Source organism: Bacillus sp. GM2 (assembly GCF_056155945.1).
Genome location: NZ_JBRKSZ010000008.1, coordinates 1,477,627 through 1,494,673, shown reverse-complemented (window position 1 = coordinate 1,494,673; position 17,047 = coordinate 1,477,627). Strand labels below are relative to the sequence as shown.

Annotated in this window: 16 protein-coding genes; 7 read left to right on the top strand and 9 right to left on the bottom strand. The window is 47.0% G+C overall.

The features are described 5' to 3' along the window. Positions 1 to 6: 6 nt before the first annotated feature. Positions 7 to 774, top strand: coding sequence for a class I SAM-dependent methyltransferase (locus tag ACVC9U_RS22160; protein ID WP_075751524.1), 768 nt, complete (start codon positions 7 to 9; stop codon positions 772 to 774). Between the two features lie 120 nt (positions 775 to 894). Here the strand turns inward: ACVC9U_RS22160 and budA are convergent, their stop codons facing one another. Then, positions 895 to 1,656, bottom strand: a complete 762-nt coding sequence (gene budA, locus ACVC9U_RS22155) for an acetolactate decarboxylase (RefSeq protein ID WP_020453179.1) — start codon at positions 1,654 to 1,656, stop codon at positions 895 to 897. 52 nt (positions 1,657 to 1,708) lie between these two features. Next, a complete protein-coding gene (gene alsS / locus ACVC9U_RS22150) occupies positions 1,709 to 3,427 on the bottom strand; it encodes an acetolactate synthase AlsS (protein ID WP_020453180.1) in 1,719 nt (572 codons plus the stop codon). A 160-nt stretch (positions 3,428 to 3,587) separates the two neighbouring features. Between alsS and alsR the strand changes: the two genes are divergently transcribed. After that, positions 3,588 to 4,466: an acetoin biosynthesis transcriptional regulator AlsR gene (alsR, locus tag ACVC9U_RS22145; protein ID WP_075751525.1), complete on the top strand. Its 879-nt coding sequence runs from the start codon at positions 3,588 to 3,590 to the stop codon at positions 4,464 to 4,466. 86 nt (positions 4,467 to 4,552) lie between these two features. Here alsR and ggt read toward each other — a convergent pair whose 3' ends face one another. Next, a complete protein-coding gene (gene ggt / locus ACVC9U_RS22140) occupies positions 4,553 to 6,130 on the bottom strand; it encodes a gamma-glutamyltransferase (RefSeq protein ID WP_059230830.1) in 1,578 nt (525 codons plus the stop codon). A 253-nt stretch (positions 6,131 to 6,383) separates the two neighbouring features. On the opposite strand from ggt, the gene ACVC9U_RS22135 reads away from it, so the two are divergent. The 3 genes from ACVC9U_RS22135 to ACVC9U_RS22125 are packed head-to-tail and all read left to right on the top strand — an operon-like array spanning position 6,384 to position 7,981. Beyond that, positions 6,384 to 6,842 (top strand): Lrp/AsnC family transcriptional regulator, encoded by a 459-nt coding sequence (locus ACVC9U_RS22135; protein WP_154495561.1) that lies wholly within the window; start codon positions 6,384 to 6,386, stop codon positions 6,840 to 6,842. A gap of 21 nt (positions 6,843 to 6,863) precedes the next feature. After that, positions 6,864 to 7,448: a chromate transporter gene (locus ACVC9U_RS22130; protein WP_065644240.1), complete on the top strand. Its 585-nt coding sequence runs from the start codon at positions 6,864 to 6,866 to the stop codon at positions 7,446 to 7,448. Beyond that, positions 7,445 to 7,981, top strand: a complete 537-nt coding sequence (locus tag ACVC9U_RS22125) for a chromate transporter (protein WP_065644239.1) — start codon at positions 7,445 to 7,447, stop codon at positions 7,979 to 7,981. Before ACVC9U_RS22130 ends, ACVC9U_RS22125 begins: the two co-directional genes overlap by 4 nt. Before the next feature lie 97 nt (positions 7,982 to 8,078). Here the strand turns inward: ACVC9U_RS22125 and ACVC9U_RS22120 are convergent, their stop codons facing one another. The 3 genes from ACVC9U_RS22120 to ACVC9U_RS22110 all read right to left on the bottom strand — a co-directional run bounded on the left by ACVC9U_RS22120 (position 8,079) and on the right by ACVC9U_RS22110 (position 9,949). Continuing rightward, the gene (locus tag ACVC9U_RS22120; RefSeq protein ID WP_075751526.1) at positions 8,079 to 8,831 is read right to left on the bottom strand and encodes a tyrosine-protein phosphatase; all 753 of its coding nucleotides are present in this window, start codon (positions 8,829 to 8,831) and stop codon (positions 8,079 to 8,081) included. A gap of 26 nt (positions 8,832 to 8,857) precedes the next feature. Continuing rightward, positions 8,858 to 9,580: a YveK family protein gene (locus ACVC9U_RS22115; protein WP_441391544.1), complete on the bottom strand. Its 723-nt coding sequence runs from the start codon at positions 9,578 to 9,580 to the stop codon at positions 8,858 to 8,860. Between the two features lie 225 nt (positions 9,581 to 9,805). Beyond that, positions 9,806 to 9,949 (bottom strand): YwzD family small protein, encoded by a 144-nt coding sequence (locus ACVC9U_RS22110; RefSeq protein ID WP_020453188.1) that lies wholly within the window; start codon positions 9,947 to 9,949, stop codon positions 9,806 to 9,808. A gap of 215 nt (positions 9,950 to 10,164) precedes the next feature. On the opposite strand from ACVC9U_RS22110, the gene ACVC9U_RS22105 reads away from it, so the two are divergent. Further along, positions 10,165 to 11,763 (top strand): SWIM zinc finger family protein, encoded by a 1,599-nt coding sequence (locus tag ACVC9U_RS22105; protein ID WP_441391542.1) that lies wholly within the window; start codon positions 10,165 to 10,167, stop codon positions 11,761 to 11,763. Continuing rightward, positions 11,750 to 14,515, top strand: a complete 2,766-nt coding sequence (locus ACVC9U_RS22100; RefSeq protein WP_075751529.1) for a DEAD/DEAH box helicase — start codon at positions 11,750 to 11,752, stop codon at positions 14,513 to 14,515. Before ACVC9U_RS22105 ends, ACVC9U_RS22100 begins: the two co-directional genes overlap by 14 nt. A 38-nt stretch (positions 14,516 to 14,553) precedes the next feature. Here ACVC9U_RS22100 and ACVC9U_RS22095 read toward each other — a convergent pair whose 3' ends face one another. The 3 genes from ACVC9U_RS22095 to ACVC9U_RS22085 are packed head-to-tail and all read right to left on the bottom strand — an operon-like array spanning position 14,554 to position 17,032. Next, complete coding sequence (locus ACVC9U_RS22095) at positions 14,554 to 15,357, bottom strand: YwqG family protein (RefSeq protein WP_441391540.1); 804 nt, start codon at positions 15,355 to 15,357, stop codon at positions 14,554 to 14,556. Positions 15,358 to 15,407: 50 nt separating this feature from the next. Continuing rightward, on the bottom strand, positions 15,408 to 16,355 hold the full coding sequence (locus tag ACVC9U_RS22090; RefSeq protein WP_075751531.1) for an ATP-binding protein: 948 nt from the start codon (positions 16,353 to 16,355) through the stop codon (positions 15,408 to 15,410). A gap of 11 nt (positions 16,356 to 16,366) precedes the next feature. After that, entirely contained in the window at positions 16,367 to 17,032 is a 666-nt protein-coding gene (locus ACVC9U_RS22085; protein ID WP_075751532.1) for a hypothetical protein, read from the bottom strand. Positions 17,033 to 17,047 lie beyond the last annotated feature (15 nt).

Below are 17,047 nucleotides of genomic sequence, written 5' to 3'. Positions count from 1 at the left end.
ATACAAATGAAAACTAGCGCGCAACGGCAATTTTCAAAAAATCCGGAGCAATATCGAGATGAGCCGCTGTTCTCATCGGGAAAAGATCTTGATGCCATGGTCAGCTGCCGGAATCTGAACGGCGGTGAAACCCTGCTTGATATCGGAACCGGAGCGGGACATACGGCCATTGCCTTTTCGACTTTTGTCAAACATTGCACAGGAATCGATATTACAGAAAAAATGGTTCAAACCGCGGCTCAATTTGCCAAACAGAAAAATGCTGAAAATGTGGTTTTTCTTCAAGGCGATGCAGCACAATTGGATTTTGCAGACGAGTCCTTTAATATTGTCACATGCCGGTATGCAGCCCACCATTTCCCGGAGATCAGCCGGGCCATGCAGGAAATAGCGCGCGTCTTGAAAAAAGGCGGCTCCTTTCTCCTCATCGATCATTGTGCTCCGGAGGACGAAGCTTTAGACCGATTTATAAATCGGCTCAATCAATTGAGAGACCCGTCACACGTAAGGGAATATTCAGAGAGCGAATGGCAGAAGCTGTTTAAAGAGAACGGACTTGATTTTGCCATCCGGGAGAGATGGAATCTTCCGATCGATTACGAGAGCTGGCTTCGAAGAGGCGCCGTACCTGAACAAAGAAAGGCAGCCATCCATGCCCATTTGTCAGAACCGTCCCAGTCGTGCCGTGACATGTTTAACATCGTCCACGGTGAAAACGGGCATCCGGTGTCTTTTTGTCTGAAAGCGGTATTGATTGCCGGAATGAAAGCATAAGCAAAACGGCCCGCTGGATTCCGGACTTTTTCACCGTCACCTCTCAGCATACGCAACAGTATTTTTAAGGAAGCAAGCGAACGCAAAAAAGCCCCCTTTTCAAAGAGGGGGCTTTTTCATTTACTCGGGATTGCCTTCGGCCGCTTCGATTCCGGCTGCAAGATCATGTTTATTGAGATCCGCTTTAAAGAAATCTTGCGTATTCGGCAATCTGAGATTCATATTGAGTTTTTGAGAAATTTGCACCGTGCATTCTTCGATTTCATAATCGAAAACGTGTCCGCCGACATTGCGGTCTTCATCAATAAAGTGAAGATGGAAGCCGGAAACTGCGATTCCGTTGGCATATTGCGGCGTCCAAAAGCCGACGATCGTCCCTTTAATATCATTAAAATCAAAGATCGGCTGCGATTTTACCGCATCGACCATCGGCACGTACGGTTTTTCCTGCAGTTCAACCGTTCTCGTTTTGACTTTCTTAAAGATTCCGTCCATGCGGATCGCGTAAAACAGGTTTTCACTCGGCATGATCCGTTTCATTTCTTCCTCGAACGCCTTAAGCGGCATCCGCTGCTTGATTTCGTGATAAATATCCGGCCGGAAGAAAGCGAGCGAGCAAAACGGAGAACAATCGCTTCCTTGAACAGGATAGGCTTTGCCATCGGAACGAAGACGGTAAAACTCACCGTCGAAACCGATCAGCTCACCGTCGAGCCGGTTGAATGTTCCGATCCCGAAGTCTCCGTAATCCTTTGCTTCAGACATGTAAAAATCCCCGTCATAAATCCCGTCCAATAACGATATCATCGTTGAGACCTGAAAGACCTGGTCGAGGTTCTTGTCAACGGGCTGAACCACTTTTTGTTTGCTTGCACTTTTCATTTTCCTCTTTTCACTCCCTTGATTTTGTTTGTTATGACTGGACTTGCTGTGATCAAGATTGCTTAGAGGCTTGTTTACTAAAATGTTCCTCAAAGTTTTTTGGAAAACGCTGATCAGCCAAATGAACGTTGTCGCTGTAATCAACCGGAATATCAATGACAACCGGACCCTCTGCATCAAGACCAGCTTTAAGCACCTCTGCCAATTCGTCTGGCGAATTGACCCTTAAACCTTTTGCTCCAAAGCTTTCAGCATATTTTACAATATCGATTCCGCCGAAGTCGACTCCGGACGTCCGCTTGTATTTCATCTCCTGCTGAAACGCAACCATATCGTATGTGCTGTCATTCCAGACAATGTGAACGATCGGCGCTTTCAATCTGACCGCTGTCTCAAGCTCCATCGCGGAGAACAGGAAGCCTCCGTCCCCGGAAACAGACACGACTTTCTGTCCCGGATTGACCAGTGTTGCTGCGATCGCCCACGGCAAAGCAACGCCCAGCGTCTGCATGCCATTTGAAGTCAGCAGTCCATACGGACGGTATGTGCGGAAATATCTCGACATCCAAATCGCATGGGAGCCGATGTCGCAAGTCACTGTTATATCATCGCTCAGCAAATCACGCAAATCGCGAACGATTTGCAGCGGATGAACAAGATCCGTTTTTGTTTCTTTAGGCGGCTCGCTTTGCTCCTCCAGCGCTTTCTTCAAATAATCAAGTACAGGTGCAAATGATTCATCGATGGAAACCGGCAAAGAATCATGTTCAATATGGTTTAATGTCTCTGCGATATCGCCGATCAGCTCAATTTCAGGCTGATAGTCATGATCGATATCGGCTTGTATTTCATCAAGATGAATCACGCTGCGCTCGCCTTTTCCGTTCCAAAAGACGGGGTCGTATTCAATCGGATCATAGCCGACCGTCAAAACGAGATCCGCTTTTTCCAACAAAATATCTCCGGGCTGATTGCGGAATAATCCGATCCGGCCGAAGTACTGGTCTTCTAAATCGTGAGACAGCGTACCCGCTGCTTGGTATGTTTCAACAAACGGCAGTTTCACTTTTCTCAGCAGACGGCGGACCGCTTCAATCGCTTCAGGTCTTCCGCCTTTCATCCCTACAAGCACGACGGGAAGGTTCGCATTGTGAATTTTGGCGATAGCCGCGCTGATCAGTTCATCCGGAGCCGCGCCCAGCTTCGGCGCCGGCATGGTTTTCACCGGCTTGGCAGTTGCCGGACCGGCCGTAACGTCCTGCGGAAAGCTGAGAAACGCTGCCCCGGCCTGTCCGGAAGCTGCCGCTCTGAATGCATTGGTTACCGCCTCAGGGATGTTGTTCGCATCTTCCACTTCTGCGCTATATTTTGTAATCGGCTGAAACAACGCCGCATTATCCATCGATTGATGAGTTCTTTTGAGACGATCCGCTCTTTTTACAGCACCCGCCAGGGCAACAACCGGATCTCCTTCTGTATTGGCTGTTACAAGACCGGTCGCTAAATTAGACGCTCCCGGACCCGAAGTCACCAGGCAAACACCGGGCTTTCCAGTCAATCGTCCGACTGCCGCCGCCATAAATGCTGCATTCTGCTCGTGACGACAAACAATCAGTTCAGGCCCCTTGTCTTTCAATACGTCATACACCGCATCGATTTTCGCTCCCGGAATACCGAAAACATGAGTGACACCTTGCTGAATGAGACTATCCACCACAAGCTCTGCTCCTCTTACAGTAAGAGTTTCATTTTTAGCGGCTACATTTTTCAAAGCCCTCACTCCTCCATTTTCATTCGTTTACAATGAATTTTTAATAAAATTATTGTATTATTAAATATACATCTTGTGGAAATTGTTTTCCAATACTTCTTTGTCTTACAATTAATATGTAAAACGACTGAAATCGCATTCAGAAAGGAATGAGTGAATAATGGAGCTGCGCCATCTTCGTTATTTTATGGTTGTTGCCGAAGAACTGCATTTCGGAAAAGCAGCTCTTCGGCTGAACATGACTCAGCCTCCGCTCAGCCAGCAGATTAAACAGCTAGAAAGTGAAATAGGCGTCACCTTGCTGAAGAGGTCAAAAAGAGCCGTCAGGCTGACGGCGGCAGGCGGGGTCTTTTTAAAACAAATCAAGGAAGGACTTTCCCAGATTGATCAAGCCGTCGACATGGCTCAGCGGACGGCCCGCGGGGAGCTGGGCAGACTCGTGATCGGCTTTGTCGGCTCCGCAACATACGAGATCATGCCTCCCATCATCAGGGAATACCGAAACCGGTACCCGTCCGTCCAGATTGATCTTCGGGAGCTTTCAACCCCCAATCAGGTCGAAGCACTGCTAAACGGACACATTGACATCGGCGTGCTGCATCCCCCGTTGGGAAACGACGAGCTAAAGTCATACACAGTGAAGAAAAGCCACTGTGTCCTTGCACTTCCGAAACACCACCCGCTGACAGAAAAACCCCGGGTATATTTGAAAGATCTTGAAGACGAATCGCTGATCGTCATTGCCAAAGAAGCGTGGCCCTCTTTATACACGGAATTTAATTTCTTGTGTGAAAAAGCCGGGTTTATCCCCAACATCGCCCAGGAAGCTACAGAATACCAAATGGTGATCGGCCTCGTGACAGCCGGAATGGGAATCGCCGTTGTGCCTACAGCGGCTAAACGATTATTTAACCTCGATGTTGTATACAAAGAAATCGAAGACTTTCCCCTTCGCGCAGAATGGATTACCGCACATCGAAAAGACAACCGCAATCCGGCGCTTAAGCATTTCATCGAAATCTCGGATCAATACTCATAGCCGGATAGAAAAAAACCCGTGGACAAATCCTCCTTGTTCACGGGGTTTTTTTCTCATATTGACGTTTTCGCGTTTTGAAAACGGAGTTAACTGCCGATTGCCGCCCCATCGCTTCTCGGATCGCTTCCCCCTCTCAGGAAACCTCGATCATCAATCTCGATGATGCCGGCATGACCCATCACACCGTCAAAGTCGCCGACAATGGTTACATGATGCCCATGCTTTCGCAGTTTTTCAATCACTTCGGGCGCCACTCTGCTTTCCATTCTTACACCTTCCACCCGTTCTCCCCATGTTCTGCCCCACACCCATCTCGGTTCATGAACGGCGGTTTGCGGATCCATCCCGTAATCTATCATTCTCGTGATAAGAGCCGTCTGCGTCTGCGGCTGTCCTTCTCCCCCCTGCGTTCCGTAAAGAAATTTCGGCTTGCCGCCTTTGAACGCCATGGCGGGCATCAGCGTATGAAAAGTTCTTTTTCCCGGCTCCAGTGAATTGACATGGCCGGGATCAAGCGAGAAAAACGACCCTCTGTTCTGCAAAATGACACCGGTATCTCCAGCTGTCACACCTGAGCCGAATTCGAAATACAAACTTTGAATAAACGAAACAGCATTCCCGTCTTCATCTACTGCTGCAGCATAAGCCGTATCGCTGCCGAGCGGCTGGCTCTCCGCCTGAAGAGCCGGCAGTCCGATTTTTGCGGCCAGCTCCCGCGCATACCCTTTGTCAAGCAGGCGCCCCAGCGGAATTTGGGAAAATGCCGGGTCAGTCAATACTTTATTGCTGTCGGAAATACTTAATTTCAATGCTTCGATGAGCAGATGATAATACTCGAAAGAACCGTGCTCGATCATGCCAAAGTCGTAGTTTTCCAAAATATTCAATGCCATAAGACCGGTAAATCCTTGTGAATTCGGAGGCATTTGATAGATCGCATATCCTCTGTATGTAGAGGAAAGCGGAGACACCCATTCCCCTTGATGCCGCTCGAAATCTTCCAGGGTCAAGATGCCTCCGTTGTTTTGCAAATAGGCTGCTGAAGCTTGGGCAATTTCCCCTTTATAAAAGGCGTCTCTTCCTTTCTCAGCGATCATCGCCAAAGTGCGCGCGAGCTCTTTTTGCACAAAGCGCTCACCTGGAGAGGGCGGGTTTCCTCCCGGAAGATAAATATCTGCAGTGATCGGCATACCGGAAAGCCACTCGGCGTTTTTCACCGTGTTTTGACATTGATCCGGCGAGACCGGGAAACCCTTTTCTGCATACATGATCGCCGGCTTCAGCACCTCCCGAAGTGATAAACGGCCGTATGCCGCCAGTATTTCGGCCCAGCTGTCCGCCATCCCCGGCACGGTAATCGCACTGCTCATGCCCCTGACCGGAATGGCGCGCTCTCCTTTATACTGATTCCGGTCCGCTTTCCGCCCCGACCGCCCGCTGCCATTGTATCCTTTGATCTCACCGCTTCCATTGTGATACATCAGCCAAAAAGCATCCCCTCCGAGTCCTGTCATATGCGGATAGACAACAGCAAGGCACGCGCTTACTGCCACAGCCGCGTCAAACGCGTTTCCTCCCTTCTCCATGATGCTGTGCCCTGCAAGCGAAGCGAGATAATGAGGACTGACAACCATTTGTTTCGAACCGATCTTCAGCTTCTCCATAGCTCCCTTCCTTTCTTTCAAGCATCCATTTGTCTTTGAAGTATAGTGGCCCGTTTAAAGAGGCGCTACTTTCAGGGAAGAAAAACTAACATCCTTTTTCAATAAGTATTAAAAAAACGTTAAAATGATTCATATCGAAACCTGTATTATGATACAATTTACAAAATGTTCATTTTCAATGCGATTGACAAGCAATTTCGCATGATAATGACCAAACAGAAAGGAAGGGACATTTGTGAGCCTCGACTACCATATGCCAAATTTAATTCTTGATGAAACGGATAAAAAAATCCTTTCGATCTTGCATGAGGAAGGAAGAATCTCTTATACGGATTTAGGAAAACGCGTGGGACTTTCAAGAGTTGCCGTACAGACGCGGATCAACAACTTGATTGAAGAAGGCATCATCGAAAAATTCACAGCCGTCATCAATCCGGTCAAGGTCGGGATTCACGTATCGGTGTTTTTCAATGTTGAAGTCGAACCCCAATATTTAGAGGCTGTTGCCGTTACTTTGGAAAGAGAGCCCGCCGTGACAAGCCTCTATCATATGACAGGGCCGAGCAAACTGCATATGCACGGCATTTTCGCAAATGATCAGGAGATGGAGGAATTTTTGACGAAGCGCCTGTACCCTCTGAAAGGCGTTGTAAGCGTCGACTGCCAGATGCTCATTAAACGATATAAGAGCCGAATGGGAATGAAGCTTTAACTGAATAGGAGGAAACGCGAAATGAAGCACCCTTACCGGGAACTGATCATCGCAATGACAAGAACGGGGATATTGGGATTTGGCGGTGGACCCTCCGTTATCCCGCTGATCCGTCATGAAGCCGTTTCGAAGTTCAAATGGATCGATGATGATGAATTCGGGGAAATTTTGGCGATTGCCAATGCGCTGCCCGGACCGATCGCGACAAAAATGTCGGCATATTTAGGTCATAAAGTCAAAGGTGTTCCGGGCGCTGTCGTGGCCACAGCGGCTCATATCTTGCCGACGTGCGCTGCGATGGCCGCCTTGTTCGCAGCCGTTAATGTGCTCAGCCACTCCAAAATCGTAAGCGGCATGATCGGCGCTGTTACCCCTGTCATCGCTGTCATGCTCGGCATCATGGCTTACGAATTTGGGCAAAAAGCATTGAAAGGCTTCGGCTTGCTTGCCGGCGTGCTTTTCTTTATTCTTGCGTTTTTGGGTCTTCAGGTGTTTTCCATCCATCCCGGCATCATTGTCATCCTGTTTTTAACATATGGCGCGTTCCACTTTAAATTAAAAAGAAAAACGGCCCGGGAAAAGGATAAGGGAGTGTCCGCTTCATGATCATTTTTTATTTGTTTTGGGCTTTCTTTATTGCAAATTTATTGGGCTACGGGGGCGGTCCGGCTTCAATTCCGCTTAATTTTGAAGAAGTTGTTCAGCATTTTCACTGGCTGTCAAAAGAGGAATTTTCAAACATGCTTGCGCTCGCAAACGCACTGCCCGGACCGATCGCGACAAAAATCGCCGCTTATGTCGGCTACAGTGTGCTCGGATGGCCCGGTGTCTTCATTGCTCTTGCCGCAACTGTACTGCCTTCGGCCATCGCGCTCGTTTTGCTGCTCAAACTGATCGGCCGCTACCGCCAGTCGCCGGTCGTCAAAGGAATGACTTTGGCGGTTCAGCCGGTTATCGCTGTGATGATGCTTCTTTTGACATGGGAAATCGGCGGTGACGCAATCCGGTCGATCGGCATGGTTCAATCACTTGTCATCGCGCTGATCTCTTTGGCGGCCTTGACGAAGTTCCGCGTCCATCCGGCTTTCCTGATCGTGGCCGCCTTCGCATACGGCGGGCTTGTCATTCCGCTTTTGTAGAAAGCGACGTCCGGCCGCTTTCTATCGATGATATAAAAAATCAGCGCCGCATAACCGGCGCTGACATTTTGGCTGACGGGCTTTTGTGAACAACCTTTCACAGCAGGCCCATCAGCTTTTTCTTTTTGACGGGACGGGGTGTATCTTTATGAATCTCCCGGTTTTCCAAGAGAAGGCCCGCGTTTTTTATAAACACGTTTAAGAAATCGCGGCCGTAATCGTTTTCCACTGCATCAAAAAAGAAAGATCGGGTCGTGAGGTTGTGGGCGTCTGATGCGATAAAATGGACAAGGTTCGCTTCAAGAAAGCGGCGGGCGAGCCGTTTGACGCTTCTGCCAAAGCGGCCTGTAAGACTTGAACATGTCAGCTGGACGCACGCACCGTTCTTGACAAGGCGGTACAGCAGATCGGGATTCTCCATCAATTCAAGGTTCCGCTCGGGGTGTGCGATAATCGGAATGTAACCATTTAACTGAAGATCGAACAGCAGCTTTTCGGCATACCGCGGAACATGGTGGTAAGGAAGTTCAATCAGCAAATACTTTGTGCCGGCGAGGCTGAGCAGTCTGCCGCGTTCAAGATCACGCTTCAATTCACCGTACAGGCGGATTTCCTGTCCGGGAGAAATGAGCACCGGGATGTTTTCCTTTTGCACCCGCGTCTTTAAACCCGAAACAGCTGCAAGAATGGCCTCTTTTTGGTGTTCGTATACACCGTTTCGGTGGTGAGGTGTGGCGATAATCGTATGAATCCCTTGACGGGCGGCTTGTTTAGCCATTTCTACACTGTCATTCATACATGCTGCCCCATCATCAATGTCCGCAAGAATGTGGCAATGAATATCGATCATAGGCGACCTCCCCGTGTTTTCCCGTTTTAGAGCGTATGGTCTTTACCGACAAAGCTTTCCAGCTTCCGGGCTTGTCCTTTTTTCGGTTTTACATACAGAATATTTCCCAACACGTGAATGTTCAGCTCTTTTTCGATGTCTTCTTCATTTCGAACGGTATTTTTCAAAAGCTCGAGCAAAAATGCAAGCCCTGCGCCAAACAGCAGGCCGAACCCTGTAGAAACGGCGATGTTGAACTTCTTATTCGGGCTGACGGGAGCAGGCGAATGTTCGGGGTTTGCTTTCGCAACAAGGCTGACTTCGGTATTTTCACCCATAATGCCGTCAATGTCCCTTTGGAATACGGCGACGACCGTGTTCGCGATGTCCGCCGCCTTGGAATAATCCTTGTCAGTCGCGGAGATACTGACAATCTGTGATTCATTTTCGCTGATAACCGTAATTTTTCCCTTCAGGTCTTCAGCCGTTTCCGGCAGGTTAAGTTCGTCTTTAACCCTATTTAAGATGATCGGGCTTTTCATAATGACGTTATAAGTGTTGATAAGCTCAAGGTTGGTCTGAATATCGGTGAAGTTCGACGTTTGACGGCCGTTGATGAGGATTTGGGCGGATGCCTGGTAGACGGGTGTGAGCCAATAAAAGTTGACGGCAGCGCTGGACAGAGCGGCCGCAATGGTGATCAGTGCGATCAGAACGAATCTTTTTTTCAAAACGATGAACACATCTTTAAAGCCGATATGATCTCTCATAAAAGCCTCCCTCTAGGATTCGCGTATTTATTTAAATTTTCAGCAAATTAAACACCTCCCTTTGATTATACATGGTTCTTTCGTTTCCGAAAGAAATGAATCCTGACAAATAACGGGAGATACCGGGGAAATCGCGTCTTTATATGGTATTAAATATCGACTTTTGCAGGACCTGCGCGCTTTTTGCTGAACGAAAAAGTGTGCAAACCGCAGTTTGCACACCTTTTACGTCGTATATCCATTTTTGATATGAAGAATGAGATCTTCAAGAAGTTCTTTCGTCGTTATGTCTTTTGATTTTTCACCAATGTCATACGCATGCATAAGAATTCTCAAAAATTCTTCCTGATTCAATTCCTTGTCATCCATATCCTTTTCCTTTCAGATTCCATAAATTAAAACATTTCTGATTATATTTCAAATTATATGATGTAAAGAATCGATTTGCCATAGTCTATTACATTATTCGACAGCCAACCGTTTTTATGTCCTTTTCCTGAGAAAATCTTTTTTGGACGGGTTGATTAAGCTATAATAGAGAGATTGGAAACTTTTTAAAAGCCATTCGGTTAGGAGCGATAGACATGCTTCAAGACATGATTTCAAAAACGGTTGTGATGGATGCAGCTGAACAGTTTAAGCATGTACTGCCGTGCACAGAAGCTAACATTCAACTCATGAAAAAAGCCCTTATTTTATACAGACAGGATTCCGTCTATCGGGTCAAGCCGATGAGCGGGCATACGGTCAGCGCTTACGTTCAGGATGTGGTCCCGGTAAAGGTCTTCATCGACCTCGCCGACGTTAAAAAAAGCAGCTGTTCCTGCCCTGCTCAAAACATCTGCCGGCATGTGCTTGCCGTTTACTTATATTTATATGCACAATATGATCGATTGGGAACGTTTACGGAGTTTTGGAAAGAAGCGCAAAAACGGCGCGAAAACAGGGATATTCTCGGACAGCTTCAGCGCGGAATGAAGCCCCGCAGCCACACGCTCGATCAATGGACATCGTTTTTCAAAACGGAGTTCAGACGATGGGAAGAGCATACGCCTAAAAACCAGCAAACGATGCAATACCTTTACTACGGGTATTTTTCAGCTTTAAAAAAGCGGACGCCTGCGGAGCCGGAGCTGAAAAAAATGTACCAAATCCACGCGTCTCTTGCGACATGGCTTGCCATGCATTTGCTCGTCGAGAAAGGGCGCATCGATCCTGAAAAAGATTTTTACTCGCTGAATCCTTATATCGAACAGCTGATGGATACGATCTACAGCTCGATCGATGAACTGAAAACATATGCGCTATCGTTCTCCCTTGACCCGTTTTTAGAAAAAACCCCCGGCGTGATTCGGGAACTGCTGCTCAAGAAAGACATTTTCCAGTATGAAAGGCTGCGGATTTTCGGGGAAATCTGGAGTGCCCTTCTGTCCCGGCCAACCTGGCTGAAGCGGGAGCTCGATGTGCTCAACGACCTGGAGCCGTCGCCTGAAATACAATTCGGCAGGCTGCATCTTGAATTTCTGCTGAAAAACGACGATGTGATTCTTGATCAAGCCAGATCGTTTTCACCTGAGATTCTTCCTTATACATTTCAATGGCTCAGCGTCATGACCGCCAAAAAAGACTGGAAGCGTCTTAAAAAATGGTATGAACACCTTGAGCAGCTTGCAGCCGGCTTCTGCAGACTGGATAAGCCGTACCGGGAAATACGCGATGTTTTAAGCGAACTCTTCCTGTTTCTGAGCGATTACAGCAAAAACGCAAAAGAAGAGCATGTATATGAACGGTATTGCAAAAAGTGCCTTCCTTATACCTTTACTGAATACAGCCATTTTTTATATAACAAAAACCGCTTTACGGAGTGGATGGAGATCCACAGCCTTGTCGGTTTTTCAATCTCTGAGATCGGGCAGAACGCCTTGAAAGATATCGCAGCAGCGGCTCCTGAAGCATTGATTCCTTCCTATCACAGAGAAATTTCCGGGCTGGTTGAACAAAAAAACCGCTCAAGCTACAAAGAAGCCGTCAAACAATTAAAAAAGCTGCGCACCCTTTATAAAAAATCGAAAAAACAGGATGTCTGGAACCGGTTTATGGAGCAGTTTTCAGCCCGCTATAAACGGCTGAGAGCCTTCCAGGAGGAACTTAAGAAAGGAAAGTTGATCGATGGCGAGTCTTAAGGAAATCGTGATACATGTCGAACAATCAGAAGACTATACATTCATTTTATCTTGTCATGACGGGGATCATCAGTTTCTTACGCGGAATGAAATGGAAAGGTATTTGTTTCAGTGGCACGAATCGTCTTTTTACGGAACGTTTCTCGAAGATGCCGGTTTAGAGACTCCGGCGGTTCTGCTGTCTCCGTGGATGGCGGTCGAATTTCTCGGTAAAAACTCATTTAATTCTTACAGCGACATCAATCTCACCGAGGAAACCGAACCTTTGATGAAAACAGCTTCCACCATTTATGAGTTTATCGCAGATGAAGATTTTCTTCCCGACTATGAAGCATGGAAGCAAGAGGTGCTGCGCTGGAAAGATAAAGAAGGGATTTTGGAAGGCTATACAGCTGAATGGTTTTCACACGCTGTCGAAGACTACATCAACTACAATGACGAGTTAAAAGCAAAATGGGAATCGATTGTCGCACATTCTCCAGCCGTTACCACATTTCAGGGACACTTTCTCGATGAAGACGATTTTCTTGAAACGATCGGCTGGCATGAAAACCCTGTGCCGTTTACCGTCGGACTCCGTTTAAATGAACCTGATTTTGACGGAGACGATTGGAAAATCGAACTGTTTTTGCGCGACAAAAAAAGCGGAGCCATTCAGTTCTTTGAAGGCTTGAACAGGCTGAAAAAATCGTGGCACACATACGCTGATAAAATCGCCCGCGAACAAGACAGATTCCGCCAAATCGTGCCGTGGCTGACGATCGACTCGGGAACGACGCTTTTAACGGAAGAGGAAGCATGGATCTTCCTATCCGAAGCAAGCGAAACTCTTGTCAGCATGGGGATTGAAATTTTGCTGCCGTCATGGTGGCAAATCGTCAGAGACAGCAACATGCTGCTGAAAGCGAAAGTGTCATCGGCTCCCCGCGGCGAGTCTTTTGTCGGAATGAATGCATTGATGGACTTCAACTGGCGTTTTGCTACGAACGGAATCGAACTCACAGAAGAAGAATTTGAGCAGCTTGTCGCCAATAAAAGACGGCTTGTCAACATACGCGGGCAGTGGATTAAAATCGATCCGAATTTTATCAAACAAATGAAAAAGCTGATGGAGCGAGCAGAAACAGAGGGGCTTCATATGTCTGACATCCTGGCGCGCGAGCTGACGGAGCGGAGCGAAACCCGCGAGGATGATGATCTGTTCGATGCTTCCGCATTCAGCGAGGTGCGGTTTGAACTGTCTTATCAGCTGAAAAACATGATCAGAAAGCTGAGCCATCGCGATGATCTCCCGTCATACCCGGTCAGCAAATTTTTTGACGGAACGCTCAGGGCTTATCAGGAAGACGGTTTGAACTGGCTGATCTTTCTCAGAAACTGCGGCTTCGGCGCCTGCCTGGCAGACGATATGGGTCTTGGAAAGACCATCCAGATGATCGCCTATTTCGCCTATTTAAAAGAACAGGGACAACAAATGCCGTCTCTCATCATTGCGCCGACTTCCGTCCTCGGGAACTGGCAGCGCGAACTCGAGACCTTCGCGCCCGGCCTGACGGCGGCGCTCCATTACGGGCCAAAACGCCCTAAAGGTGAAGCATTTCAGGAATGTTACAAAGATGCAGATATCGTCTTGACATCATACGGCCTCGCCCAATCCGACTTTGACGATCTCAGCAGCGTCGCCTGGAACTGCATCTGCCTTGACGAAGCCCAGAATATTAAAAATGCGCACACGAAACAATCCCGTTCAATCAGAAAGCTGAAAGGCATGCATCATATCGCGCTCAGCGGGACTCCGATGGAAAATCGCCTGACGGAGCTGTGGTCGATCTACGATTTCATGAACAAAGGCTATCTCGGAAGCCTTGGCAGCTTCCATAAGCGTTTTGTCCTGCCGATTGAAAAAGACCGCGACGAAAAACGGATCGAACAGCTCCAGCAGCTGATCAAACCGTTTTTATTAAGACGGACAAAGCAGGACAAGGAAGTCGCGCTCAACCTGCCTGAAAAACAGGAAGAAAAAGAGTTCATCCCGCTCTCCGCAGAACAGGCCTCACTATATGAACAGCTTGTCAAAGATACGTTTGAACATATGTCAAGCCTCGCCGGAATGCAGCGTAAAGCTCTCATCTTAAGCATGCTCGGCAAGCTCAAACAAATCTGCGGCCACCCTGCCCTTTACTTAAAAGAGACCGGGAGCGAGCTCCTGAACGGAAGGTCAGTCAAGCTCGAAAAACTGCTGGAGCTGACGAAGACAATTCGCGAAAGCGATGAAAGCTGCCTGATTTTCACCCAATATCTCGGGATGGGAGATATGATGAAACGCCTGCTCGAGAAATCATTCGGCGAACCGGTCAAGTTTCTGAACGGCAGTTTATCCAAGCTTGAACGGGACAAAATGGTGGAGCAGTTTCAGAACAAGGAATTTCCGATTCTGATCTTATCATTAAAAGCCGGGGGCACAGGCCTCAATTTGACGGCCGCCAATCACGTCATCCATTACGACAGATGGTGGAATCCCGCGGTTGAAAATCAGGCGACAGACCGCGCCTACAGAATCGGACAGAAACGGTTCGTCCACGTTCATAAACTGATCACCACCGGCACAATTGAAGAAAAAATCGACCACATGCTCGAATCGAAGCAATCGCTGAACGATCAAATCATCCAAAGCGAAAATTGGATCACCGAACTTTCCGAGCATGAACTCGAGGAGCTATTTACCCTGAACGCTTCGGCTATTACGGGTTAAATAAAACAGCTGTCTGAAATAGACAGCTGTTTTTTATGTTAATGACAGTCCCAATTATACAATACGTTTGAAAAGTCCTTATTCTTTAAATCATCAGGCCTTATAAAAAAATTGGCAATCCCGACATCTCCCCACATCGCGTCAATGTTCTCATCAGAATCAATTTGCAATAGCAGAACGGTATAATCCGGATAATCGCCTTCCCGCGGATCATATTGCGTGAAGGCTGCGTAGCCCCCGATTTTATGGGAGAAGCCGTCGTACATTTCATGGTATTCTTCGAACACCGTTTCCTCTTGATCGCCGAATTGCTCAAAGAATGTCCAAGCATCCGTTCCCGCGTATCGCTCAAATTGAAAGTCGGACGCAGAGACAAGTTCAGACCCTATGTCAGGTGTGAGTGAGGCTTCGCATCCAATCGGAAAGGCCAGCTCATCCTCAAGCTTCACAAACGAAAAATCGTCGACAAGCTCGTCTTCATTTTCGATGACATTCTCAAAATACTTGATGCAAAAACTCGACTGTTCACATGGATCATCAAAATTCAATCCGTAAACATCATCACTGACAGAGATAAAAAAAAGCAGAATACCGGATTCCGGGAAATTCTCAAGACGGGGCATGTCTGAAAAATTAATTTGCGCAAGCAGTTTCATCGGCTTTCCCTGTGAATCGACAGGATACTTTTCAGACTTTGGAAAATAAGGATCGCCGGCCAGTTTGCTTTCATACCGGCCTGTTTTTCCTTTTCTCGCGTCCAGCTTCAAAAAATCCCGCACTGATTGTTCAAATTGCCCGCGGTATCGGGCCATTTTTTCGGGTAATTGAAACGGCTTTTTCATACTTATCATTCTCCTTTTGACCGGGTGACTCTTTAAAATGCGGAGGTTACCTATTTGAGCTTATTTCTCTTCATATAATCAAGAACGGATTGATATTCTTTATTCGCATCACTAAACATGGCATAGTTTTTCGCTGTTGAAAACCATTCAAGCGTTGAAGGCACTCTCCCTTGAAGGCTGCTTTCAAGATCTGTCTGTTGGACAGGCGACAGCTTTCCTTGCTGAAGCGACCGTTCGATCGCCTGATCTAAAGCATCGCTGACCAATTGTTCTAAATCAGCCCCCGAAAAATGGCAAGTCTTTTTGGCAATTTTCAGTACATCAATCTGATCATGCGGCTTGCCGGACAGCTTTAAATTTAAAATGTCGACACGTTCTTCTTCAGATGGAGGCGGCATAAATACCATCTTATTCAATCTGCCGGGACGGCGTAAGGCAGGATCTAAATACCACGGTGTATTCGTTGCACCGATCACATACACACCGTCATTAAACGACCCTAAACCATCTAATTCTATCAGCAACTGATTGACCAGCACCCTGTCATGATGCTGGCTCATTCCCTGCCGATTCCCCCCGATCGAATCAAGCTCATCAATAAAAAGAACGCAAGGACTGTTATCACGCGCTTTTTCAAAAATATCATGCAGATTATGTTCACTCTGCCCAACATACATGGACAATATCGCTTGAAGCTCCAAGTGTATAAAGTTTGCTTTGATCTCGCCGGCAATCGCTTTCGCGATAAATGTTTTTCCGCATCCCGGCGGGCCAAACAGAAGAAGACTTCCCCCCGTCGCTTTTCCAAACGCTTTAAAATACTCAGGATTTTGCAAAGGCAAAATAAAGTCCATGTTGATTTTCTTTTTAATGTCTTCTAATCCGCCGACATCAGCAAAAGTTTCACAGTGTTGTTCTAATTCGGTTAAAGCATGTTGATGTTGATCAAACTGAATGACTTTCACCTTTGCGCGTTTTTCCGTGTCATCCCTCTTCATATTTATCCTTCCTATCTATGATTTGTACCGGTTAAGATCCTTTTCATCACTTTATAGTTCGCCTTGGAACCCGCATGTTTTTCCAGCTGGGCCTGATCTTTCTTTTTGATTCCGCTTCTTTCAATATGTATTCCTTTCCGCTGCAGGAGCTGATCAAGTTCGTCAGCTTTATTGTAAAACTCGTCGGACAAGGCGGCATCGATTTTTTTTCCGTCATTTAACGTCAGATCATACTTCAGGTAAAGTGCGCCTTTTAACCCTTTTTGATAATAGGCATGGACAGAAGTGACATCTTCCATATCGTAATGTTTGGTGCTGGAAATTAGCCCTTCTCTCATGACAATGCTGTTTTTCCCGATATTTTGATATTGAAAAAAAGCATTGCATAGCAGCGTCAGCCCTACCACTAGAAGAATCAAGGATAAAGGAAGCTGCAAGCGCCCCTGATAGCCTTTGGAAATTATCACTTTTCTAACGGTGTAAGGTATACAAATCAAGGTCAGCAGCAGGCTGTAAAATATGCTTACATCAGAGCAAAAAAGCAAGTTGTCGGAAGCCGCCAGCATTTTCATTTGAAGATTCCCAAATCGGTCATACAAAGACATCGTGCCGACAAAACTGAGCAGTCCGAAAAAAACAAAAAATAGAGTTCCCGGTTTATCTTTATGTATTTCCATTATTTCCACTCTTTC